Source organism: Psittacicella hinzii (assembly GCF_003585885.1).
In the GTDB taxonomy this organism is placed as follows: Bacteria; Pseudomonadota; Gammaproteobacteria; order Enterobacterales; family Psittacicellaceae; genus Psittacicella.
Map to the genome: position 1 here is coordinate 45,250 of NZ_NRHC01000037.1, position 25,241 is coordinate 70,490.

General features: G+C 35.0%; 21 protein-coding genes. 8 read left to right on the forward strand and 13 right to left on the reverse strand.

Going from position 1 to position 25,241, the window contains the following annotated elements:
• Positions 1-122: 122 nt before the first annotated feature.
• From rplT to CKF54_RS03305, 9 genes are all read right to left on the reverse strand, one after another.
• Entirely contained in the window at positions 123-476 is a 354-nt protein-coding gene (rplT, locus tag CKF54_RS03265) for a 50S ribosomal protein L20 (RefSeq protein WP_119497133.1), read from the reverse strand.
• Between the two features lie 18 nt (positions 477-494).
• Positions 495-695: a 50S ribosomal protein L35 gene (gene rpmI, locus CKF54_RS03270; protein WP_119524855.1), complete on the reverse strand. Its 201-nt coding sequence runs from the start codon at positions 693-695 to the stop codon at positions 495-497.
• A gap of 102 nt (positions 696-797) precedes the next feature.
• Positions 798-1,355, reverse strand: a complete 558-nt coding sequence (infC, locus tag CKF54_RS03275) for a translation initiation factor IF-3 (protein WP_119524856.1) — start codon at positions 1,353-1,355, stop codon at positions 798-800.
• Positions 1,356-1,357: 2 nt separating this feature from the next.
• Positions 1,358-3,307, reverse strand: a complete 1,950-nt coding sequence (thrS, locus tag CKF54_RS03280) for a threonine--tRNA ligase (protein ID WP_119524857.1) — start codon at positions 3,305-3,307, stop codon at positions 1,358-1,360.
• Positions 3,308-3,969: 662 nt separating this feature from the next.
• Positions 3,970-4,683 (reverse strand): L-ribulose-5-phosphate 4-epimerase, encoded by a 714-nt coding sequence (araD, locus tag CKF54_RS03285; protein WP_119524858.1) that lies wholly within the window; start codon positions 4,681-4,683, stop codon positions 3,970-3,972.
• A 2-nt stretch (positions 4,684-4,685) separates the two neighbouring features.
• Positions 4,686-5,549 (reverse strand): L-ribulose-5-phosphate 3-epimerase, encoded by an 864-nt coding sequence (locus tag CKF54_RS03290; RefSeq protein ID WP_119524859.1) that lies wholly within the window; start codon positions 5,547-5,549, stop codon positions 4,686-4,688.
• 8 nt (positions 5,550-5,557) lie between these two features.
• On the reverse strand, positions 5,558-6,205 hold the full coding sequence (locus CKF54_RS03295) for a 3-keto-L-gulonate-6-phosphate decarboxylase UlaD (protein ID WP_119524860.1): 648 nt from the start codon (positions 6,203-6,205) through the stop codon (positions 5,558-5,560).
• A 1-nt stretch (position 6,206) separates the two neighbouring features.
• Positions 6,207-6,689 carry a PTS sugar transporter subunit IIA gene (locus CKF54_RS03300; RefSeq protein WP_119524861.1) on the reverse strand — a complete coding sequence of 161 codons (483 nt, stop codon included), beginning with the start codon at positions 6,687-6,689 and terminating at the stop codon, positions 6,207-6,209.
• 70 nt (positions 6,690-6,759) lie between these two features.
• On the reverse strand, positions 6,760-8,541 hold the full coding sequence (locus tag CKF54_RS03305; protein ID WP_119524862.1) for a PTS ascorbate-specific subunit IIBC: 1,782 nt from the start codon (positions 8,539-8,541) through the stop codon (positions 6,760-6,762).
• Positions 8,542-9,187: 646 nt separating this feature from the next.
• Between CKF54_RS03305 and ulaR the strand changes: the two genes are divergently transcribed.
• The 3 genes from ulaR to CKF54_RS03320 all read left to right on the forward strand — a co-directional run bounded on the left by ulaR (position 9,188) and on the right by CKF54_RS03320 (position 11,494).
• Entirely contained in the window at positions 9,188-9,970 is a 783-nt protein-coding gene (gene ulaR / locus CKF54_RS03310; protein ID WP_222987492.1) for an HTH-type transcriptional regulator UlaR, read from the forward strand.
• Between the two features lie 24 nt (positions 9,971-9,994).
• Entirely contained in the window at positions 9,995-11,062 is a 1,068-nt protein-coding gene (ulaG, locus tag CKF54_RS03315) for an L-ascorbate 6-phosphate lactonase (protein ID WP_119524863.1), read from the forward strand.
• A 138-nt stretch (positions 11,063-11,200) separates the two neighbouring features.
• Positions 11,201-11,494: a hypothetical protein gene (locus CKF54_RS03320; protein WP_119524864.1), complete on the forward strand. Its 294-nt coding sequence runs from the start codon at positions 11,201-11,203 to the stop codon at positions 11,492-11,494.
• Between the two features lie 250 nt (positions 11,495-11,744).
• On the opposite strand, the gene CKF54_RS03325 is transcribed toward CKF54_RS03320, so the two are convergent.
• Positions 11,745-12,524 carry a M48 family metallopeptidase gene (locus CKF54_RS03325; RefSeq protein WP_119524865.1) on the reverse strand — a complete coding sequence of 260 codons (780 nt, stop codon included), beginning with the start codon at positions 12,522-12,524 and terminating at the stop codon, positions 11,745-11,747.
• A gap of 488 nt (positions 12,525-13,012) precedes the next feature.
• Between CKF54_RS03325 and asnB the strand changes: the two genes are divergently transcribed.
• Entirely contained in the window at positions 13,013-14,608 is a 1,596-nt protein-coding gene (asnB, locus tag CKF54_RS03330; protein ID WP_119524866.1) for an asparagine synthase B, read from the forward strand.
• A 266-nt stretch (positions 14,609-14,874) separates the two neighbouring features.
• Here asnB and CKF54_RS03335 read toward each other — a convergent pair whose 3' ends face one another.
• Positions 14,875-16,593, reverse strand: coding sequence for a proline--tRNA ligase (locus tag CKF54_RS03335; RefSeq protein WP_119524867.1), 1,719 nt, complete (start codon positions 16,591-16,593; stop codon positions 14,875-14,877).
• Between the two features lie 43 nt (positions 16,594-16,636).
• Positions 16,637-17,419 carry a hypothetical protein gene (locus tag CKF54_RS03340; protein ID WP_119524868.1) on the reverse strand — a complete coding sequence of 261 codons (783 nt, stop codon included), beginning with the start codon at positions 17,417-17,419 and terminating at the stop codon, positions 16,637-16,639.
• A 261-nt stretch (positions 17,420-17,680) separates the two neighbouring features.
• Between CKF54_RS03340 and CKF54_RS03345 the strand changes: the two genes are divergently transcribed.
• The gene (locus CKF54_RS03345; protein WP_147396808.1) at positions 17,681-18,745 is read left to right on the forward strand and encodes a bifunctional 5,10-methylenetetrahydrofolate dehydrogenase/5,10-methenyltetrahydrofolate cyclohydrolase; all 1,065 of its coding nucleotides are present in this window, start codon (positions 17,681-17,683) and stop codon (positions 18,743-18,745) included.
• A gap of 142 nt (positions 18,746-18,887) precedes the next feature.
• Here CKF54_RS03345 and CKF54_RS03350 read toward each other — a convergent pair whose 3' ends face one another.
• Positions 18,888-20,525: an NAD-dependent malic enzyme gene (locus CKF54_RS03350; RefSeq protein ID WP_119524870.1), complete on the reverse strand. Its 1,638-nt coding sequence runs from the start codon at positions 20,523-20,525 to the stop codon at positions 18,888-18,890.
• 263 nt (positions 20,526-20,788) lie between these two features.
• On the opposite strand from CKF54_RS03350, the gene tsaB reads away from it, so the two are divergent.
• The 3 genes from tsaB to CKF54_RS03365 all read left to right on the forward strand — a co-directional run bounded on the left by tsaB (position 20,789) and on the right by CKF54_RS03365 (position 25,106).
• Positions 20,789-21,730, forward strand: a complete 942-nt coding sequence (tsaB, locus tag CKF54_RS03355; RefSeq protein ID WP_119524871.1) for a tRNA (adenosine(37)-N6)-threonylcarbamoyltransferase complex dimerization subunit type 1 TsaB — start codon at positions 20,789-20,791, stop codon at positions 21,728-21,730.
• A 52-nt stretch (positions 21,731-21,782) separates the two neighbouring features.
• Entirely contained in the window at positions 21,783-23,261 is a 1,479-nt protein-coding gene (locus tag CKF54_RS03360; RefSeq protein WP_119524872.1) for an alanine/glycine:cation symporter family protein, read from the forward strand.
• 204 nt (positions 23,262-23,465) lie between these two features.
• Positions 23,466-25,106 carry an ABC transporter substrate-binding protein gene (locus CKF54_RS03365; RefSeq protein ID WP_119524873.1) on the forward strand — a complete coding sequence of 547 codons (1,641 nt, stop codon included), beginning with the start codon at positions 23,466-23,468 and terminating at the stop codon, positions 25,104-25,106.
• The last annotated feature ends 135 nt before the right edge of the window (positions 25,107-25,241 follow it).

The following is a 25,241-nucleotide window of genomic DNA, read 5'->3' on the forward strand; positions in this document are numbered from 1 at the left end:
AGGGCGACAATTAAGAACTAAAGTTGCCTGCAAAACTTAAGGCAAATATCTCCACTAACATGAAATAAAATTTAGACATGGAAAAAGACTAGCACCATCATGGTACTAGTCTTTTTTTATTATTATAAAGCTTCTTTTACTTTAGCTACTAAAGCAGAGAAAGTCGCTTGATCGTATACAGCGATATCAGCTAATACTTTACGGTCGATCTCGATGTGAGATTTTTTCAGACCGTTAATAAATTGGCTGTAAGATAAACCGTTGAAACGAGCTGCCGCGTTGATACGAGCAATCCATAATTGACGGAATTGACGTTTTTTCTGACGGCGGTCACGGTATGCATACTGACCAGCTTTAATTACTGCTTGATAAGCAACACGGTATACACGGCTACGAGCACCATAGTAACCTTTAGCTGCTTTTAATACTTTCTTGTGACGAGCTCTCGCCACTACACCACGTTTAACACGAGCCATTAATCACCTCTTCTTAAATTATCTTGCGTATGGAAGACACGCTACAACTAAAACCTGATCTGCTTTCGCAACTAAACATTTATTACGTAATTGACGTTTACGTTTAGGAGATTTTTTAGTTAAGATATGGCGAAGGTGTGATTGTTTACGTTTGAAACGACCTGAACCAGTTTGTTTGAAACGCTTAGCAGCGCCACGTACTGTTTTAATTTTTGGCATGATTTTTTCCAAAATTAGTTATATTACGCATTGCAACATGAAAAATAAGGTGGTTAAAGGTATTTAGTATCTTACTAAATTTAAACCAGTAACTCTTTAACCCTAGTTTTTCTTCTTAATAGGAGCCATGGTCATCACTAATTGACGACCGTCTACTTTTTTACCAGAAGATGATTCAACTACAGCGTAGTCTTTTAAATCTTCTTTTAGACGATCCATTAAGCGTACACCAAGGTCAACGTGAACGATTTCACGTCCACGGAAACGGATCGAAATTTTAGCTTTGTCACCGTCTTCGAAGAAGCGGATCAGGTTGCGTAATTTTACCTGATAATCCCCTTCATCGGTACCTGGGCGGAATTTAATTTCCTTCACTTGCACAACTTTTTGCTTTTTCTTTTGCTCTTTTTGTGCTTTTTGTTTTTCGTAAAGGAATTTACCGTAATCCATGATTTTACATACTGGTGGATTAGCCGTTGGGCTAATCTCTACCAGATCTAAATCTCTTTCTTCAGCAATTTCAAGTGCTTCACGCACCGACATAATACCTAATTGAGCACCTTCCGCATCTGTAACACGCACTTCTTTAGCACGGATTTCACGGTTAATACGGTTAGGTCTTTGAGTAGTATTTTGTCTACGATTATTATTAGCTTTAATAACTATTTCTCCGACTCGCTAAAAGATACTAATGAGCGTGTAGCTATTTCATTTTGTAATTTAGCTACAAAGTCATCAACTAGATATGTTCCTAAATCTTTACCTGTACGCGTACGCACTGATACTGTGCCATCAGCAACTTCTTTATCACCACATACTAGGATATAAGGAATACGTTTAATAGTTTGCTCTCTTACTTTAAAGCCTACTTTTTCGTTACGTAAGTCAATCTTCGTACGAATACCAGCAGCTCTTAGTTTAGCATAAACTTCACAAGCGTACTCTTCTTGCGCACTAGAAATATTTAATATTGCAGCTTGCGTTGGAGCACACCAAGCAGGGAACGAACCAATGTATTCTTCAATTAAGATACCAATAAAGCGCTCTAATGAACCAACACATGCACGGTGAATCATAATTGGGTGATGTTTCTCACCATCTTCACCAATATAAGTTGCATCTAAGCGTTGAGGCATAAAGAAGTCAACTTGTACTGTACCACACTGCCATGCGCGATCTAATGAGTCATAAATAGTTACCTCGATTTTTGGACCGTAGAAAGCACCTTCACCAGGTAAATATTCAAATGTTAGACCACTTGCAGTAATAGCATTAGCTAAAGCTTGTTCAGCATAATCCCAAGTAGCATCATCACCAATACGTTTTTCAGGACGAGTTGATAACTTAATTTTAAATTTATTTTCGTCGAAACCAAATACGCTGTAGATTTCACGAATTAAACTAATACAACCCTGAACTTCTTGTTGGATTTGATCTTTAGTACAGAAAATATGCGCATCATCTTGCGTAAAGCCACGTACTCGCATAATACCACTTAATGAACCAGATGATTCATTACGGTGACATGAACCAAACTCTGCCATTCTAATTGGTAAATCACGGTATGATTTTAAACCTTGTTTAAAGATCATAATGTGACCAGGACAGTTCATTGGTTTAATTGCGTATTCACGGTTTTCAGATGAAGTAGTGAACATATTGTCACGGTAGTTATCCCAGTGACCAGTTTTTTCCCATAGAGTTTTATCTAGAATAATTGGAGCTTTAACTTCTTGATAGTTGTGCTCTTGAATTTTTTCACGAATAAAATTCTCTATAGAACGGAAAATTGTATAACCATCGTTATGCCAGAATACTAAGCCTGGACCTTCTTCTTGAAGGTGGAATAAATCTAACGCTTTACCTACTTTACGGTGGTCACGTTTAGAAGCTTCTTCTAAATGAACTAAGTAGTCATTTAAAGCTTTTTTATCACCCCAAGCTGTACCATAGATACGTTGTAAGTGGATACCTTGCGCATCACCACGCCAGTAAGATCCTGATGTTTTCATGATCTTGAAGTGTTCACAAAAACGCATGTTAGGTACGTGTGGACCACGACACATATCAATATATTCTTCGTGGTGGTATAAAGCTGGACGAGAATCTTTAGGAATGTTATCCTCTAGAATCTCCATTTTGAAATTTTCGCCACGCGCTTTAAATGTATCATAAGCTTCTTGCCATGAAACATTTTGTTTTACAACATCATATTTTGTCGCAGCTAATTCTTTCATACGTGCTTCAAGTTTAGCTAACTCTTCGTCAGATAAAGCATGATCAATTTGCACGTCATAGTAGAAACCTTTATCGATTACTGGACCGATAGCCATTTTAACATCTGGGTACAGTTGTTTAATAGCGTGTCCTAGTAAGTGTGCACATGAGTGACGAATTACTTCAACACCCTCAGGATCTTTTGCCGTATAAATCACAACTTCTGCATCGCTGGTAATTGGATCTACTAGATCTTTTAATTCACCATTTACACGACCACAAATTGCATTTTTATATAAGCTGTTGCTAATTGATTTTGCAACTTCAGCTAAGCTTGTTGGAGCTGAAAACTCTTTTACAGAACCATCAGGTAAAGTAATTTTAATATTTGACATCTTAAGATATTCCTTTGAGATTAGAGATATTACTGCTGTAACTACAAACTTACGAAACAATAACATCACATTACTACATAACAGGTTTATCTCCGCAAATTTATCCCATTTATATCTTTACCACTTTTTTCCAAGTTAAGTTCAAATTAAATTAATTCTAAAGAACTTAACTACCCCCTAATTCGAATACCTAATCCGAATAATGGAAAACTAAAGTAGCAAGAGGAAATAAAATTTCAATAAACTATGTTTTGTCCTCTAAAGAAAGTTTTAATTACAGACTTAAAACCCTAGGGCAAAGAATAGTCTATTTGCGTTTTACTCAAGTAATTTTCAAGAATCTTTTTCTAGAAAACTACTTATGATCATTTGCAGATAATAAACGTACAGTATTATAGCAAATTTTAATACTCTTTTAAAGAACTTTTTTCTATTTTGCTCTAAGAAATACTTAGTTAGCCATTCTAGTGAGGTCACGATCTTAGTAAAAAATTTTCAAACTGCAAAGTTATTTTTCCTATATCTCTATCTGCTGTTTGTATAACTTTGGAGATATCTCTCTATCTTTGAATCTTACCCTTGATTATAACTATTTACAAGCTTAAAAATAGCCGGCTAAATAAGCCGACTATCATTTTTTCCTTAACTTTGTTTATTAGCAATTATTTATGGTCAGGGGTATTTTGCCCGTAGTAGGCATTTTTACCATGTTTACGTAAAAAGTGTTTATCAATTAACACTTGTTGCATATCTTGCGCATTTGGAGAAATGATTAAAGAGTTAAAATTCATTAACGCCACTTCCTCAAGCACTACTGCATTGTGAACAGCTTCTAGAGAATCTTTGCCCCAAACAAATGGACCATGTGAAGCTACAAGTACTCCAGGTACCATATTTGGATCTATCTCTCTACTTCTAAAAGTTTCAACAATTACTTTACCCGTTTCAAGTTCATAGTCACCTTGAATCTCTTCAACTGTCATACGGCGGGTACAAGGAATTGTTCCATAAAAGTAGTCTGCATGTGTAGTTCCAAGGGGAACTATATCACAACCAGCCTGTGCCCAAGTAGTTGCATTACGTGAGTGAGTGTGTACTACTCCACCTACATCTGGAAATTGTTTATAAATCTCTAAATGGGTTGGAGTATCTGATGATGGTTTTAGTTTACCCTCAACAACTTTACCTGTTTCGAGATCAACTACCACCATATCGTCAGCGGTCATTTCGTCATATTCAACACCTGATGGCTTAATAACCACTAAACCAGATTCACGGTCAATTTCGCTTACGTTTCCCCAAGTAAAAGTAACTAAACCATATTCAGGTAATTTTTTATTTGCTTTGAGGACTTTTTCTTTTAAATCTTCTAACATTTTTACTCCTCAAGAAACTTAGCTTGTTTCATCTGTTCTTTAATCCAAGCTTTTGCTTTGATAAGCTCTGCTTTTGGATCTTCAGCTTTTTCAGTCCACATTTCAATTAAGAATGAACCTTTGTAATCAAGCTCTTTTAAAGTTTTAAAAACTTGAACAAAATCTACACAGCCATCACCAAAAGGTACGTCTCTAAATTGACCTGGGAAATCAGCAGTTACCGCATAAGTATCTTTTAAATGAATAGCGGTAATATACGGAATACCTTTAGCTAACTCTGCTGGGACATCATTACCCCAAGCACTTAAGTTACCTACATCTGGGTAAACGCAGAACCAAGGGCTATTTACCAGTTCTTGATACTCTAACCAACGAGTAATTGAGCTCATAAATTCGGTATCCATTATTTCCACCGAAAGCATTACTTGATGTTGTGCTGCTAATTTAGTTGCCCAAAGCATTCCCTCTTTAAAGTAAGCTAAAGTAGTTTGGTCTTGCTCTTCATAGTAAACATCATATCCTGCTAACTGGATATTACGAATACCAAGGTCAACAGCAAGTTTTACCGCTTTCTCCATCATTTGGTATGCTTTTGCTCGTATTTCTGGATCATGGCTACCAAAAGGGAAGCGTCTATGTCCTGAAAGACACATACTACGAATATCTATCTCTAGCTCCAACATATCTTGATTTAACTGGATACGCTCTTCTTTACTCCAGTCTAAGCGTGCTAAACGCTCATCTGTTTCATCGATAGAGATTTCAACATAGTCGTAACCTAGCTCTTTAGCTAACTCAAGTCTTTGACGCCAAGTTATATCTTTTGGTAAAGCTTTTTCATATATACCTATGGTTACTTCTTTCATAGCTTACCTTACCAGTATTTGTCAATTTCAGCACGAATTGCTAAAGCTGTAGCTTCACCGCCCTCTTTAGCTAGCGCACGCCCCGCAATAAAGGCTTTAGCTTTAATTCCTTGGAAAAGATGGATATCTTCCGGAACTATACCTCCAGTAATAGATAACTCAAGTCCTAAATCTGACAGCTTACGCATCTTAACTAGGTCATCTTCTTCCCAACCTTTACCAGCTAATTCCGCATCGCGTGAACGGTGGTAAATTGCTTGTTTGATACCAAGATCAACCCATGCTTGCGCATCTTCATAAGTCCAGTTACCGTAAATTTCAATTTGAATTTCACGTCCAAACTCATCTGCTACTTTTTTACAAGCTGCAATCGTTGCAATATGCGCAGCAGCTGATACTGTTAACCAATCCGCACCAGCTTCAAATGCCATTTTTGCTAAAATTGCGCCACCGTCGGTCGTTTTTAGGTCACAAGCTAAAATGTGATTAGGGTAATCTTTACGTAAAACTGAAACCGCTCTCATCCCCTCAGCAAATGCTAAAATTGTGCCCACTTCAATAATATCCACAAATGAAGATACTTTTTTTGCAGTGTCTAGAGCTATATCTAAGTTTAAAGAATCTAAAGCAATTTGTAATAATGGTTTGTTTGTCATACTATTCCTCTGTAGTTACCACATAAGTGTCTATTACCTTAATTACATCCTCGACACTTGAGCAAGAACGTAATCTTTCGAGATCAACACCATCATCACTCTCTTCATCTTCAATCGTACTCATAATCTGCATTAAAGCATTCATGTGGCTATTATTATCAGCACCAGCTAGAGTAATAAAAACATCAACTAAAGAACCATCAGAAAGAGCTACAGGTTCTTCTAAAGTAACTAAAGCAAAAGAGTTAACTTTTACCCCATCTTCAGGACGAGCATGAGGCATAGCTAAACCTGGACATAAATGAAAATAAGGTCCATGCTCTGCTTCACATTTAAGAATAGCTTGATAATAGTCTGGAGTAATAGTTCCGTTAGCTTCTAAAATATCGGTACCTAACTTAACCGCTTCTTGCCAAGTAGCTACTTTTTGTTTTAAGCGAATAGAATTATTTTGTAAGAGAGAATCTTTTAAATTAACACTCATATTAATATCCTAAAGATATCGTCTAAAGGGGAAGCTTTTCCCCTCTAGACTTTAGATTGGCCTATTAAATTTATTTGTTTTGACTTTGGAATTTTTGAATTAGGGCAATTAATTCATCACCAAAACTTGCAGGGTTTAACATATTTTGTACGCCTAACACTGCTTTGCTGTCTGGAACTTCCATTTCAGCAGATAAGTGTTTCGAGCTTACAATAATGTCAGTATTTTGTAATTTTGATTTGTAGTCAGAAATCGCACAAGAATCCATTACATTTGGAATACCACGTTTATCTAGGTATGCTTTAATTTTCATTTTAAGCATCATAGATGAACCTTGACCATTACCGCACACTGCAAGGATACGGATAGGTTTTTCATTAGATTTTTCAAGATTAACTTCTTCAGTTGTATCTTGCTCTTCTTCTAAACCATAACCATCTAATTGGTCAACAGTAATACCTTTTTCTTTTGCTAAAGCTTCAGCAGCGCGTAGATTGCGAGAAGCAAAGAACATATAGATAACTGCTAAGATAATTACTACCCAGAAGAATAGTTTGCTAATGCTTAAACCTTGGAATAATACAGGGAATACTAGAGCCCAGTCAGCCATCCCCATCCAAGCATTAAATTTAACGCCATATTCAGAGATTAGATGAATTGCCCATGCTGAACCTAACACTTCGATAATACCGAAAGTGAAACAGCATACAATTACAGCTTTCCAACCACCGAATTTATTCGCAAATACCCCGATAGTTGCATTTGAGAAGAACATTGGGATAAATCCAGGGATTACTAAGATAGGAGCATTCATTAAGAATAAGATACCTACCGCAATAAATTGACCTATAGCACCCCAGATAAAACCAAACACCATTGCATTTGGAGAGTAAGCATAGATAGCAGCACAGTCAATCGCTAGTACCGCATTTGGAATAATTCTTTCAGAAATACCTTTGAATGCTTCAGACAGTTCAGCAACGAACATTCTTACACCCATAACAATTACTTGAATTGCTACAGCAAATTTAAGTCCTGTTTCAAAGATATAGATTACCCAGTTGGTTTTACCAGCCATCTCTTGTAAACGGTCAATACCAAAAGAAAGCAGAATAATACCGAAGAATAATGTCATTACTATTGCAGTCGCAGAAATACTATCGTGGAATACATTTAACCATTTAGGTAATTTTAAATTGTCCACTGTATTTTCTGGGTTACCAATTTTTGGTGCTACTTTTACAGCAATGTATGAAGCTACTTGTTGTTGGTGACCAATTGAGAAACCAGCTCCACCTGTAACCGCCTGAGTTGGCTTATACATAATGTTAGAAGAGATTGCCCAATATAATGCGATTAACACTGAACTGTAGATAATCGACTCTACCATTGGAGTTCCCATAATAAAGTAGAAGATCACCACTAGACCCGCTTGCTGGAACATAATGTGACCAGTAAGCATGATCGTACGAATACCTGTAAAGCGACGGAACGCCACTAACAGAATGTTAATCCCTAACGCAATTAATACGGTATAACCTACCCAAGAGTAGTCGTCACCCATAGTATCAATAGTTGCAATTAGAGTTGTGTATGGATCAATTACAGAACCCTCTAAATGATGGTACTCTGATAATTTTTCGATTACAGGTTTAAAACTTGAAGTTAATGCACCTGCACCTAACTGTACTAACATAAAACCAACGATGGTTTTAATTGTACCTTTAATAATAGTTGTCACATCTTTACGTAACAAAATGTAACCAATCATCGTTACTAAACCTAAGAGTAACGGAGCCTTGGTCATTACTTGGTTATAAAAGATGTTGAAAATATTGAATAGAAAGTCCATCTGCTTTCCTCACCTTCAACTAAATATAATTTTACTACCGCACTTATATGATTAAACCATATAAGCTAAACATGGAACTTTTAAAACATAAACCATTAGTTATGGCGAGCTATTATCCATAGCCTTTTATTTAAATCTATGATATTGCAACTTAAAATAATAAAATAGATAGTTTTTGCTTTTAGTCACTAAAGTGTGATCCATGACACTTTTTTACAGCTCATTTGTTTATTACTCGGCCTCATTTCTTAAAAAATTATCAAAACTTGTCAGCTAGATTGACAAAATTATCAATAGTTATCATGCTTAAGAATTTTCTTAGGCTCGTGGTTAAAAATTTTTTCTTCAAAAGCTAATTTTTTTAGAAAAATTTCTCTTTAGAGGGGGTTAGAAGTTAACTTTTTGCAAAAAATGATCACTTTCAAGCATATAACCCTATGCACTAAATGGGTTAAATATGATTTAGATCACACTTTTATAAAAAAGCAAAATTTTCCTTACCTTGGATTTTTCTATAATTTCGCGTAAAAGAAAAGCTTTTTTGATTATTTTTAATCAAAAAAGCAATTTTCCACCTTTTACTTTGTGTAAAAATAAATTATTATATTTACGAACTTTTTAAAACATATAAACCTTTAGTTAACAAATGAAGGAAACGTTAATTAATAAACAACTCAAACTCGAACTCCTGTTAACTGAATTAAATAGATTTGATGTACTGTCAATTAAGCAAGTTTCAGACATTTTAGGTATTTCAGAGGTAACTGCACGACGTTACATTAATCATCTAGATAAAGAGGGGAAACTCCAACGAGTTCGTAATGGTTGTCAACGCTTAGGTATCAATAATACTCTTGGTGGTCAAGACTGGAATTCTTTCAATATTAACAACTCTAACAATTACGATGAAAAAGTTCGTATAGCAAAAGCGGCAGCTCAACTATGTAAAGATGGTGATGGTATTATCATCAACTGTGGATCTACTGCTTTTTTGTTGGGGCAAGAAATTATTGAAAAAGATATTCAAGTAATTACCAATTATTTACCTTTACTTACCTTTCTTATAGAAAAGCATCGCGGTACGACAATTGTAATTGGCGGGCAATATTATCCGGAAAAAAGCTTATTTGTTACTAACGAAACTTCTCAGTGCCTTAGCTATGCTGGTAAATATATGTTTACGAGTGGCTCCGGTTTGACTAAAGAAGGTCTTTTTAAAAAAGATCTCCTCTCTTTACTCGCAGAACAAAAATTAATTCCACAAGTACAAAAGCTAGTTTGTTTGGTTGATTCAGATAAAATTGGTCAACGTATTGGTTCTCTTTTTGTTCCGTCGAAGAATATAGATATAGTTATAACTGGACGAGATGCAAATAAACGAGTAATTGCAGAGCTTCAGGCGCAGGGAATTAGCGTTATTCTGGTTTAATTTCTAAAATAAAAGAGGATAAATATGAGTAAAGTTAATGAAATTACCCGCGAATCTTGGATCCTATCTACTTTCCCAGAATGGGGTACATGGTTAAATGAACAAATTGAAGATGAAAAAGTTCAACCTAATACCTTTACTATGTGGTGGCTAGGGTGCGTTGGCATTTGGTTAAAAACTGAGGGTAATACAAATATTTGTGTTGACTTCTGGTGCGGTACAGGTAAACGTACAACTCGCAATCCTTTAATGAAAAAACAACACCAAATGATGCGTATGGGTGGTGTAAGAGCTTTACAACCTAACTTAAGAACTGCAATTTTCCCATTAGATCCATTTGCAATTAAAGAAGTGGACGCTATTATGGCAACCCATGACCATGCTGACCATATCGATGTAAACGTTGCTGCTGCAGTTATCCAAAACTGTGGTCCACACGTGAAATTTATCGGACCTCAAGCATGTGTTGACCTTTGGAAAGGTTGGGGTGTGCCTGAGGACAGATGTATTGTTGCAAAAGTTGGTGACACTATTGAAGTAGGTGATGTAAAAATTAAAGTACTAGATGCATTTGACCGTACTGCTTTAGTAACTTTACCTCAAGGTGTTTCTTCTAAAGACAAATCTATCCTTGATCAAATGGATCAACGTGCAGTTAACTACTTATTCGAAACAACTGGTGGTAACATTTATCACTCTGGTGATTCACATTACTCAAACTACTATGCAAAACATGGTAATGAGCACAAAATTGATGTTGCTTTAATGGCTTACGGTGAAAACCCTCGTGGAGTTACTGATAAACTAACTGCTTCTGATGTTCTTCGTGCTGCTGAATGTTTACGTACAGAAGTAGTTATCCCAGTGCACCATGACATTTGGTCTAACTTCCAATCTGATCCTCGTGAAATTGAAGAATTATGGCTTCTGAAAAAAGAACGCTTACAATGGAAATTCCACCCATTCTTCTGGCAAGTTGGTGGTAAATATACTTTCCCTACAGACAGAGATCGTATCCACTATCAATTCTACCGTGGCTTTGAAGACATCTTTATTGATGAGCCGGAATTACCATATAAAAGTTTCCTATAGTAGGTATAACAATATTTGCCTCAATAAGAAAAATGCTCCCATTATTTGGGAGCATTTTTTTATAAACTTTTGCAAAAACTGCCTTAAAGTTATAAAATAAGCTAGTTTTTTACTTAAGGCAAACTAAGGTATTTAAAAATGTTTAATAATTTATTTGATAAAGCTTCAAGCATGCTAAACGCTGCTCAAGGTTTAAAAGACTTAGATTTAAGCAACCCAAGTCAATTACTTGATCAAATCAAAACTTTAGATTTCGATCAAGCTAAAGATAAATTACAATCTTTACTTCCTACATTAAACCAAGTATTCCCTATTTCAGCTGAACAAGTAACTTCTTTATTAGACAAATTAGGCGCTTCAACAGCTAACAAAGATACAATTGTAGAGATTGTTGAAAAAGTTAAATCTTTATTATCTTCAGCTAACAAATAAGATAATTAAAAAGTACCTGAGAAAATCCTCAGGTACTTTTTGCTTGAGCTATGTTAGCTTGCGATATGCTTACTTGGCTTACTTGGCTTACTTGGCTTAATTGATCTAAGTCTGGCTACTTCTTTTCAATAGTTACCTCACGGTAAAAAAATTGTAAAGAGTGGTCCAAGATTATTCAGTAATTCAGCAAGAATTTGCGCTTATTATGAAAATCCACGCTAGAAATTAGTTTAACAACTTAAGATTTTCCTTAAGATTTTCCTATAGCCTTGTTGTAGATTTCCATTGCTTTAGGTAAGTTTTCTTGTAGAGTTTTGTAACGCTTTTCATCAGAAGGGTGAGTTGATAGTAAACTAAAGCTTGAACCACCACTATAAGCTTCCATCTTTTGCCAAAGCGTGATCGCATTTTCAGGATTATATCCTGCTTGTGCCATTAGGAATAAACCTTCAATATCCGCCTCTGTTTCATTTGAACGGCTAAATGGTTTAGAAACACCTAGATCAGCAAGTATAGATAAGCTATCTGAACTTACACCAGTTAAAATTGAAGAACCAACTACAGCTCCACTAACAATCAGCTGTTGTCCAATTCTTTGTTTTGAATGTTCATTTAAGGCGTGAATCATTTCATGCCCCATAATCGCAGCTATCTCATTGTCATTTAAATTTAATTTTTCAATTAAAGCAGTATAGAAGACAATCTTACCGCCTGGCATAGCAAAAGCATTAATTACATCCTTGCGTATTACCGTTAATTGCCAATCAAACTTCACTCCAGTGTTATTAAGTTTATCGGCATATGGTAGGAGGCGGTTATAAACACGCGTAATACGTTTAGCTGTATTTGAAGTTGTATCAATATTAGCTTTCTCTTCTTGACGTACTTCTGCATAGGCTTGGGCTGACATTTCATTTAACTTGGCACTGTCGTAACCTGCCATATTAGCAATTGAAGCACAACCAAAAAGAACACTCGAAAATACAGAAAGTAAAGTTAATTTTGCTAAATTCTTTTTAACAATTTGCATTTAAAATCACCTTATTCTTTAGTAATTCCTGACTATAATGTAGGTGTTTTTTAGCAACAACCTTTAAACACTCAACATTTAAAAACCTGATTTTTAAGAAGAAATTAGAAAAAACTCAAATTATTTTATAGCTTGCTATAACGAAAAATAATTTTTTTCTTATATCTTTAGAAGAGACTTAAAAATAGCCCCTATTGCTTTTGACTTTTTTCTAAAATTTTCTCTAAATTTTTATATTTTGTTTAACTCAACTAATTAATTGATTTGAAAAAATATAATAAAACTTCTTTTTTTATTAAACTTAATATATAATTATACTCACGAAAATAAAAACAGATATCACTATTTTCGTATATCCAGATTTTTCTTAGGCTCTAGATAAATTCTCGGAATTTATTAGACAATACTTTTTAGTAAAGCATACTCATATTATATAAGAGTAGCTAAATTCAAATTAAATAAATTATAAAATAAAAGGTTTAATTAATATGTGTGGTTTTGTATTTAACTCAGCAACCATGAAGAACATTGAAGTCTTCAAGCAATCTTCTTCATCAATTACTCACCGTGGTCCAGATAACTATCAATTCGAAGCTGACCAATGCGGTACTTGGGGTTTCCACCGTCTATCAATTATGGACTTATCATCAGCTGGTAACCAACCATTTAAATTTAGAGAAGCTGAAGCTGTATGTAACGGTGAAATTTATAACTTCCACCAAATCCGTCACTTCTTAAAAGACAAATTCCAAGAGTATACTTTCACTTCTGATTCAGACTGTGAAATTTTATTACCATTATTCTTTGCTTTAGGCGCTGATAGCATGGTTAAAATGCTTGACGGTGAATTTGCTTTAGTAGTAAGTGATGCAGCAAGCAAAACTTTATTAGTAGCACGTGACCCTATGGGTATCCGTCCATTATTCTACGGTTATGACAAAGAAACAGGTGCTATTGCTTTTGCTTCAGAAGCTAAAGGTTTAATTCCTTTCTGTGATAAAGTAACTCCATTCCCACCAGGATACTACTACTTAAATGGTGAGTTTGTATGTTACAACGATTTATCATCTCCACGTCAAATCGTAACTGATGATTTAGAAACTGTAACTACAAAAATTAGAGAAAAATTAGAAGCAGCAGTAGATAAACGTTTAGAAGCTGATGCTCCAATTGGTTACCTATTATCAGGTGGTTTAGACTCTTCATTAGTTTGTGCAATCGCTACGAAAAAACTAGGTAAGAAAATCAAAACTTTTGCTGTTGGTATGGATACAGACCCTATCGACTTAAAATACGCAAAAGAAGTTGCTGATTACTTAGGTACAGAGCACCATGAAATTATCATGACTAAAGATGAAGTTTTAGCAACTTTAGACAAGTTAATTTGGCACCTAGAAACTTGGGATATCACAACTATCCGTGCTTCAGTAGGTATGTACTTAATCTGTAAATGGATTCATGAAAATACAGATCTTAAAGTATTATTAACTGGTGAAGTATCAGATGAGCTATTCGGTTATAAATATACTGACTATGCTCCATCTCCAGCTGCTTTCCAAGCTGAAGCTGCTAAACGTATTAAAGAACTATACATGTATGACGTGTTACGTGCTGACCGTTGTTTAGCTGCTCACTCATTAGAAGCTCGTGTTCCATTTGCTGATACTGACTTTGTACAATATGTAATGAGCATTAACCCAGCATTAAAAATGAACACTTACAACAAAGGTAAATACTTATTACGTAAAGCATTTGCTGGTACTGATTACTTACCTGAGTCTATCTTAATGCGTGAAAAAGCTGCATTCTCTGATGCGGTAGGTCACTCAATGGTTGACCACTTAAAAGCTTACGCTGAAGAGAAATATACAGATGCAGATTTAGAAGCTGCTAAAGCTAAATACCCTCACGGTACTCCATTCACAAAAGAATCTCTTCTTTACCGTGACATCTTTGAAAAACACTACCCAGGTCAAGGTCACTTAATTAAAGACTTCTGGATGCCTAACAAAGAATGGGTTGGTGCTGATGTAAACGATCCATCTGCACGTGTTCTTAAAAACTACGGTGATTCAGGTAAATAATTTCCTCAATTACAACCATAATAAAAAACCTCGGATAAATCCGAGGTTTTTTATTATTTAAATTTCAAAGAAATTAATCTTTGTTCAATTATTAATCAATCGTTAAGCTATTGCTTGGTTATCGTTAGCTAGCGTAGTTATCGTTAGCTAGCGTTAGTTATCGTCAACTAACGTTAGCTAGCGTAGTTATCGTTAGCTAGCGTTAGTTATCGTCAACTAACGTTAGCTAGTATAGATTAAGTTATCGAGATTATCTTAATCTCTGATTACTTAACATAGTTTAATAACAATTCTTTAGCTTTAGCTTTTGCTTCTTCAATTGATAGAAGTTCTTTTTCACCTGTACGACGGTTTTTGAACTCAACTTGATTATTTGCTAAATTCTTCTCACCTACGATAAATTGGTAAGGAACTCCTAATAAGTCAATATCAGCTAAAGCTACACCTAAACGCTCACCACGATCATCAAAGTAAACTTCATCTTTTAATGGTAATTCTTGGTAGAATTGATCCGCAAATTGACGAACTACTTCTGATTTATTGTAATTTACTGGTACTAGACCTACTAAGAAAGGAGCTAAAGCATCTGGTAAAGTACAACCAAAATCATCATGGTTTTGTTCGATTGCAGCAGCAACTACACGAGTTACCCCAATACCATAACAACCCATTAATGGATGTAAATTTTGTCCATTTTCGTCAGTTACGGTAAAGTTATATGCTTTACTATATTTGTCACCTAACATGAAAATGTGACCACATTCACAACCACGAGTTAAAGATAAAGTACCTTTACCGTCTGGAGATGGATCGCCCTCTACTGCATTACGTAAGTCTGCGCTTTGATAGTTAGTTACATCTCTATCCCAGTTTACACCAAATAAGTGGTAATCTGTTTCATTTGCTCCTGTCGCAAAGTCAGATACTGTTAAAGCTGTATCATCAACTACTAGAGGAATTGGACAGTTAACTACACCTAAAGAACCTGGTTTTGCATTAAACACACGTTCAATTTCTGCAAAATCAGCCATAGTAACTGGAGAAGCTACTAAAGGATGGTGATTTGCTTTAACTTCATTTAGTTCGTGATCACCACGTAAAGCTAAAGCTACTAATGGCGCCTCTTCTGTTGCCCCTTTTACTACTAAAAGTTTAATTGTTTTAGTAATATCAGTTTTAGTAAAGTCAACTAAGCTTTCAATGCTTGCTACTCCTGGAGTATGTACTTTCTCTACTTCTTTAGTTGGAGCTTGACGAACTGTTGATGGAATTGCTGGAGCTTTTTCAATATTAGCAGCATAGTCAGAGTTTTCGCAATAAGCAATAACATCTTCACCTGCTGGAGCTAGTACTTGGAACTCTTTTGAACCAGAACCACCCATATCACCATTATCAGCTTCTACAGCACGGAACTGAAGACCGCACGCTGTAAATACTTTGTGATATGCAGTTTCCATATCTTTATAAGTTTCTACTAAACTTTCGTGATTTAAGTGGAAAGAATAAGCGTCTTTCATAATAAACTCACGCGTACGTAAAATACCAAAACGCGGTCTTGTTTCATCACGGAATTTAGTTTGAATTTGATATAGATTTAATGGTAATTGACGGTAAGAAGAAACTTCTTGTCTTACTAAGTGAGTAAATACTTCTTCGTGTGTTGGACCTAAAACAAAGTCTGCTTCTTTACGATCTTTGAACTTAAGTAAGTTATTGCCGTAACTATCATATCTTTGCGACTCAATCCATAACTCTGCAGGGATTACCATTGTCGCTAAAGTTTCTAAAGAACCTGCTGCGTTCATTTCACGACGCACAATGTTCTCTACTTTGTTTAATACTCTTTTACCTGTAGGTAACCAAGTGTAGACACCCGAAGCTAATTTACGCACCATACCTGCACGAATCATTAATTTGTGCGAGTCAATTACTGCTTCTGATGGTGCTTCTTTTAAAGTTGCTAAATAATATTTTGAAATACGCATATGAAAAATAAATTTTTAATAAAGATTAAATCACTATAAGAGCCTAATTATTTTCTGGAGTTTCGTTACTACCCTCTTGGGGAGCTTCACTTTGAAGCACTTCACTATTCTCTTCTAAATTAGCTGATTCTGGATTTTCGCTTGATGCTGCAAAATATTTAGTGTCTATAACCTCACCATCCATAAACTTGATATATAGAGGTGTAGTAAAAAAGCCATTAAATTCAAATAACTCTGCTGGAGTATTAGCAATAAATTCAGGAACAAATGGTAAGCTATTAATCTTACCTAAATTGTAATCTATCTCAATGCGAGTAGTTTGCCCTGGAGCTAAATAGTTTGGTCTTTGTTCAGCAGTTAGTTCAGTTGTAAAGGCATTAAAGTCATAATTACTAACATCTGTTAGTTTATAAGAAAGATCGTAAACTACTGGAACTACTAAAAGAAAGTTGGCATAATCATCTTCACTTTCTTCTGAAGGGTTAATTGCTACATTAACCGTTGAAGTTAAAAGTACGCGTTGAATAGGTTTGTCGCTATTGTTTTTAATTAAGTAACTTAAATGTAGAACTTGATCTTTATAAACCTCATCTAAATTTACTACTGGAGTAAACGTTACCGCTTGTTTAAAAGCTTCTACGTTTTCTTTATTAAGGTTTAACAGTTCCTCAACTTGTGAATTTTCATCTAAGTTAATGGCAATATTAGTGAAGTTAACCATTTCTTCAACTACTTTTGGCTCTTGATTACGTTGTGCTACCTTGTCACAGGCAGTAACCAGAGTTCCCACGGTTAAAGCTATAAGTAAAGTTTTTAAATACTTCATTTATTCGCTTAAAAATCTGTTTAGTTAAATTTTAGGATATACCTATTATTTATAATGTTTTATTTAAAAACTTCTAGTTCTTTAATAAAAAATCATAGCTCATAGTATAACATACATAAGATTAAGCTGATAATCTAAAGAAGAGCCTTTTGTTACTTAATTTATCTATCTTTATTAAGAAAAATTGATATAATCTTATAGGTTATTTATTTTTATTTGCAAAAAACAAATAAACGAATTTGCAAAATATTAGGAGGATTCTTGACAGAGACCATTATAATCAAAGGTAAGGAAACAGCTGATCTAATCAAAGATCGTATTCGTCTTGCAACAACTAAGCTAGCTCAAGATCCATTCAATATCCAACCAAAACTAGCAGTAATTCTTGTAGGTCATAATCCTGCAAGCGAAATTTACGTAAAACAAAAAGTAAAATATGCTGCTGAAGTTGGAGTTTTAACAGAAATTCATCGTTTAGATGAAGAAGTAGATTTCGATACTTTATTAGCTTTAATTAAAAAATTAAATGCTGATGAAAGTGTAAACGGCGTAATTTTACAATTACCTTTACCTCTTCATTTAAAACCATATACTTATAAAGCAATGATTGCAATCGATAGCAAAAAAGATGCAGATTGCTTTAATCCAAAAAATATAGGTTTAACTTTCTTAGACCGCGCTAACATTGTTCCATGTACTTCACATGGCGTACTGCAATTACTTGACCAGTACAATGTTGAAGTTCAAGGTAAACATGTAGTAATTGTTGGTGCTTCTAATATTGTTGGTAAACCTTTAGCGTTAGAATTAATTAACCGTAATGCAACGGTATCAGTATGTAATATTCATACTAAAAATATCCGTAACATTACGAAAAGTGCTGACATCTTAGTAGTAGCTATAGGTCACGCTAAATTCTTTGACCATTCTTACGTTAATGAGGATTGTGTAGTTATTGATGTTGGGATTAACCAACTATTTAATAAATCTTATAATCCAGAATTAAAAGCTGAAGTTGAAATGTTTGGTCTAGAAAAAGTTGCGCGTGAATTTGCAGCAACTAATAAATTAACTCTAGAAGAGGCAACTGATAAAGTAAGCAACTCTATCAAAGAACAATTTACTGTAGGTGATGTAGACTTCCATGATCTGCTTGGTAAGTGTGCAATGGTATCAAAAGTACCTGGTGGTGTAGGTCTCTTAACTGTAGCTAACCTACTACACAATACTTTAATTTTAACCCTCTTACAGAAGAAATTAGACTTCACAGACTTTGGTCTAGAAAGAAGATACATTCGCGATAATCGTGATTTAAGTCATAAATAAAATTTAAGGCTCTCTATTTACTAGAGAGCCTTAAATTTTTTAAGTCATTTACCTCAAAGTACGCGCACAACGTTAATTTGGCAAAGGCAAATGAGAATAGTTGGATTAGCTATACCTTTACACAAGATAACAAAGTGAAGAACTATTTGTATTCAGGCTTCCACATAGCCTTTTCAACTACTTCTTCCCAGTTATCTGATGTTACAAGAGCAACTCCTTCAGCTTGTGCTTGTTTTGCTACCGCCACCGCTACTTTAGCAGAAGAGCTACGTAACTCTCTTACTGGAGGAAGAATAGCATGACCTAATTCAGTTGGATTAACTTGGTCAGAAACAGCTTTAGCAGCTACTTCTAACATAGCATCGGTAATTTTGGTTGCTCGTGAAACAATTACCCCAAGACCTAAACCTGGATAAAGTAAAGCATTGTTACCTTGACCAATATGATAAGTAATATCATTATAAACAAACGGTTTTACCGGAATACCTGTGCACACTAAAGCTCGACCTTGTGACCATTTAATTACGTCTTCAGGCATAGCTTCAATTTTCTCATCAGGATTAGATAAAGGTAAAACAATTGGACGCACCACATTAGCCACTAAGGTTTCAATAACCTCTTGTGTAAATGCTCCATGATGAGTTGAAGTACCAATTAAAATTGTTGGTTTTACTTGTTTAATTACTTCTAGTAAACCTATTTCTCCATTAGTTCTTTCCCAAGTACTAACTTCTTCCGGAGCGCGAGCATATTCTTGTTGATAATCTGGTAGGTCATTCATATCTGCAGTTACTAGACCATGACGGTCAATTAACCATACACGTGCTTTAGCCTGCTCACGGGTTAAACCTTCACGTTCCATAGCAGCACTAATTTGATCCGCCATTCCAGTTCCCGCTGTTCCTGCTCCGTAAACTACTAGTCTTTGTTCTTTAAAATTTTCTTGCGTAACTTTTAAACCAGACGTTACAGCAGCCATTACAATAGCCCCCGTACCTTGCATATCATCGTTAAAGATACGGTATTGATCGCGATATTTAGTTAAAATACGTCTTGCGTTACCCGCACCAAAGTCTTCAAAATGCAACATTGCTTTTGGGAAAAACTCAGAGGCAACTTTTAAATACTCGGCGATAAAAGCGTCATATTTTTCTCCACGTACGCGTGGGTGGCGGTAACCTAAGTATAATGGATCGTCAAGAAGTGCTTGGTTATTAGTACCTACATCTAAATTAACTGCAATTGCACGGGCAGGATCAATTCCAGCGGCAGCGGTGTAAACTGCAAGTTTTCCTACTGAAATATCTGTACCATTTACTCCCCAATCTCCAATCCCTAAAATTTGCTCTGCGTCAGAACAAACTAAGAGATCCACATCATCAGCACCTAAAGCTAAATTTGCAAAAGCGGCGCGTATATCTTCAGGATGTTCAATTGATAAATATAAAGCTCGAGATTGACGGTAATTAGAGCTCCATTCTTTAATTGCTTTACCAACTGTAGGATCATAAATAATTGGTAATAACTCTTCTAAATGCTCAGTTATTAGTTTGTAGTACAGCACTTCATTATGATTATGCAGATTATCTAAGTAGATATATTTATGAATATTTTGCTCATAAGACTGCAATTGTGCATAGGCACGTGTTGCTTGTTGCTCTAAACTTTCTACTGCAGAAGGTAAGCGTCCAATAAGCCCTAATTTTACACGCTCTTCATGAGAAAAAGCTGTTTCTTTATTAGTTAATGGATTAGTATAAGCTTCTGATTTAAACTTCATAAATACTCCTTAAATTTATAAATCTCTAGCTAACTCCTATACTTTTATTAAAAATATAAGTATTCTTACAACTATTATCAAGTGTTAAAATGCTAAATTAATCTTGAGCATAAAACTATAGAGCTAGCATAATTTATTAGCCTGTTGTAATGATTATATACCAGCCTAAAGTTATCAACAATAAGCACGTACCAGCAGGAAACAAAAATTTGTGATATAATTTTGAAGTTTTTACAACTCACCATATCTTGTTTTTTCGTACTATGAACATTCTCGTTTTAGATTCATCTTTTGACAAGATGCAAGTAGCAAATTACCATTTTGCTAATGATCAACAGTATCGTTTACTCTCTGCTTACTCTGCTGAAAAAGGAGCACAAGGAGAAAAGGCTTTAGACCTAATTCAGTCTCTAAGCTACGACACTACTAATCCGCAAATTTTTTCAGAATACCAATATTTATTATTTAATCGTGGACCTGGATCATTTGTTGGCACGAGAATTTCTACGAGCTTAGCTCAAGGTATAGCTACAGTTAATCCTGAAATTAATGTAATTGCGGTTTCCTCTTTAGAGATGCTGGCGGCTCAAATTCAATTTCTTGGAGAGCTAGCTAACAAAGCTCAAGCTAAAGAAAATCCATTTACGAATAAAACAAAAATATTTGTTGCTATTGATGCAAATATGGGTGAAAGTTATGTAGCTGCTTTTAATTACCCAGAACTTACCCTTGTAGGTACTGAACAGTTAATTAAAAACACAGAGCTCGAAACTATTTACCAATGCTTAACTTCAGAAGATACTCAAGTTAAAGCAGAAATGATAGCAACAAATAATTACACTCATAAATTTGGCTTTGAGGTGAAAGATCAAGTCATTTTAGTGGGAAATGCCTGGAATAAGCATTATCCGGCTGAACTAACTCTTAACCAATTACTTAATAATGAAGTTTTTGCTCGTGAAATTTATCCTGAGATAAGTCAATACTTTTGTGATCATCTACTAGTACCACAAATGGTCGATGGACAAAGAGTTGGGGTAAACGAAGATGTAATGGAGGATATCTTCGCATTCTTTGAGCAAATTACTGCTTTACCTGATGTACGCTTTTTCTCTGCTTTAATTTTAAGAAAGATTGCGCAACAAGAGTTTACGCCTCGATTAAATATCGAGCCTATCTATATTCGTGATAAAGTCACTTATTAAGTACTGGGAGAGATTGTATATCTTATAACTATAATCTTGATTTGACTCTCTTATGACTGAAAACATTATTTCTACCATTAGTGCTGTTTGGTCATTTTTTAATGACTATCTTTTAATTTTTTCTCTCTTAATTTGTGGTTTATTCTACTTTATTCTGCTAAGAGGGATTCAGATTACCCATTTAAAACACGCTTTTACTTTACTTTGGAATAAAAATATTGCTTATACCGATGATAAAGTAAACATCACTCCAGTACAATCATTCTTAACTGGTTTAGCTGCTCGTATTGGTATGGGTAATATTGCTGGGGTAGCTGCTGCTATTTCTGCTGGTGGACCTGGAGCGGTCTTCTGGATGTGGGTAGCTGCTTTTTTAGGCATGGGAAGTGCCTTTGTAGAAAATACTCTTGCACAGATTTACAAAACTAAAACCGAAACAGGTGAGTTTAAAGGCGGTCCTGCCTTTTATATTACCTATGGTTTAAGAAGTAAAATTGGAGGCTTAATCTTTAGTTTAGTTTTAGCCTTTACTTACGGTTTTGCTTTTATTTCCTTACAAACAAACCAAATTTCAGAGTCATTAAATTATGCCTTTGATATGCCAAAATGGGTGATTGGTTTACTCTTAGTTTTCCTTACAGGGATAATTATTTTCTCTAACTTAAAAACTATTGCCAACGTAAGTGGGGTACTAATCCCAATTATGTCAAGCCTTTACATTTTAATGGCATTAGTATTAATAGTTATCCACTTTACGGAATTACCTAAAGTTTTTTACACTATTGTAACTTCAGCATTTAATACAGATTCTGCTCTTGGGGCTACCATTGGTTTAGCGATCAACTTTGGGGTTAAACGAGGTCTTTTCTCAAACGAAGCTGGGATGGGTTCTTCTCCTAACATTGCTGCTGCTGCTAATGTTAAACACCCTGTAAGCCAAGGTTTTGTACAAATGATTGGTATCTTCTTTGATACAATTATCATCTGTTCATTAACTGCGTTTATTGTTCTTATGTCTGGGGTATACGGTACACCAGCAGCAGAGGGTCTAGAAGCTGCTTCATTAGCACAGGCTTCTGTAGAAGCTTTTATGGGTAAAGTTGGGGCAGAGTTACTTGTATTTATTATCTTCCTCTTTGCCTTTACTTCGGTTCTAGGTTACTACACCTATGGTTCTGTAGGAATTTACTACATTACTGGTAACAAATGGGTAGCTCACCTATACCGTTTAGTTGTGCTAGGCTTTACTTTCTGGGGAGCTTACAAATCTCCGCAATTAGTGTGGAATACTGCTGACGTATTTATGGCGATAATGTGCTTTATTAACGTAGTAGCCTGTCTACTTCTTTGGAGACCTCTATTTACGGTATATAAAGATTATCGTGAACAAAGAAAGAGAGGAATTGAAATTCCAGTCTTTGATGTGCATAAATATCCGTCTTTAGCAAAAACTTTACCAGATCCTGATATCTGGAGTGCTGAACGTCATCGTATGCAAGCACAACAAGAACAAGCTAATCAAAATAATTAGCAACAAATCATTAAAAAAGTGTTTAAAAAAGAGAGAGCTTTGCTCTCTCTTTTTGCATATTTCAACCGTAGATTTTTTTACTCATTTAGTCAAGTTTAGGCTATAATATTTAGCCGTGTCTTGGTAGGGATTTTTTAGTTACAACAAACTAAAAAACTTATCACCTACAACCGAAAATCTCACTTTTTTAATGGAATATAGATATTGAAAAAATTTGCACTTTTATCATTAATTCTTTCTATTCTCTTTTTATCTACCGCTTACGCAGTTGTTCTCCCTCCAAATACCAAACTCGCAGATAAGCAAGTTCTCAAATATGCTATCTCTCGCACGCCAGAATCAATTGATCCAGGAATTAATGTTGACTGGTCAATTCAACAAGTACAAAAAGGATTATTTGATACTTTAGTACGTCGTGATAACACTGGTGAGATGGTAGGCGTTGGAGCTATCTCTTGGACAACTAGTGAAGATGGTTTAACTTGGACTTTTAAATTAAGACCTGAAGCTACTTGGAGCGACGGCCAAATGGTTAAAGCCCAAGATTATGTTTACGCATGGCAACGTATTATTGACCCAAATACCGGAACCTTAGGCGCTGAATATATTTCCGTTCTTAACTTAAAAAATACCAAAGAGATCAAAGCTAAAGAACTTCCAGCAAGTGCTTTAGGCGTTGAAGCTTTAGATGACTTAACTCTAGTTTTACATCTTGATAAACCAACACCTTGGTTACTTGATACTTTAACTCTATTACCTACAGCTCCAGTACGTCAAGACATTATTGAAAAGTATGGGATTAGTTGGACTAGTCCAAAAAATATTGTTTCAAATGGACCTTACAAATTAGTTGCTAACAAGTTAAACGAAATAGTTTCTTTTAGTTTACGTGACGATTACTGGGATCGTAAAAATATCTATATCGAACAAATTCACTTTGAAGTTTTACCTAAAGGAATGAGTTCTTACTTAAAATACTTAAGTGGAGAGTTTTACACGGCAAGAATTCCTGATAGATACCTCAATCAAGCTTTAGCAGAGCGAGCTAATGAAATTATTGTTGAACCTTATCCTTCAACTTACGCAATTATTGTTAATACTCGCAATGAAAAACTGCAAGATGTTAGAGTTCGTCAAGCCCTCAATCTTTTAATGGATAGAGATTTTATTGCGGAAAAATTCTATCGTCTCTATATTCCAACAACTATTGTTGCTCCTACTATTCTTGAAGATGGTAACTTACAACAAGAAGTTAAATCCAATTTAGACCCTAAAGAACGTAAAAATAACATTGCAAAAGCAATTGACTTACTAACCCAAGCTGGTTATAGCCAAGAAAACCCTCTAGTTTTAAACTGGGTATACACACGAGGCACTGAAGCGGATCGTAATAATATCGGTATTAGTAGCATGCTAAGTGATTTCTCTAATGGTTTAGTAAAAATCAACTTAGTATCTAACGACATTACCACTTACTATTACAAAATCCAGCAGTATGATTTTGATCTTGCTTTCTATATTATGAATGCAGATTTTTATCATGTTGCAAGCTTTTTCAATGTCTTTAATCCTGGAAATGCAAATAACTTTTCAGGCTGGACTAATGCAAAATTTAGTGAGTTATACGAATTAGCTTATGAAGAAAAAGATCCAGCAAAACGTCAAGAGATCTATCAACAAATGAATCAGATCTTACAAGATGAAGTGCCGGTAATCCCATTCTTACTAAGTGTACGTTTAATTGTTAAATCTCCAGCTTTAGGTGGCTTTAATGGTACTTTACCATTTACTTATATGCGTGATCATTACATCATCGCTGATAAGAAAATCGCACCTGTTAAATAAGCTACTAAATTTTACGGTAAAGAGAAGAATCACATTTGTGGTTCTTCTCTTATTTTATGCAAACCTCACCCCTATACAGGCTCATTGTTACAATTCTCCCCTAGAGCTTCCTCAAATATAGGGATTCCCGAACAA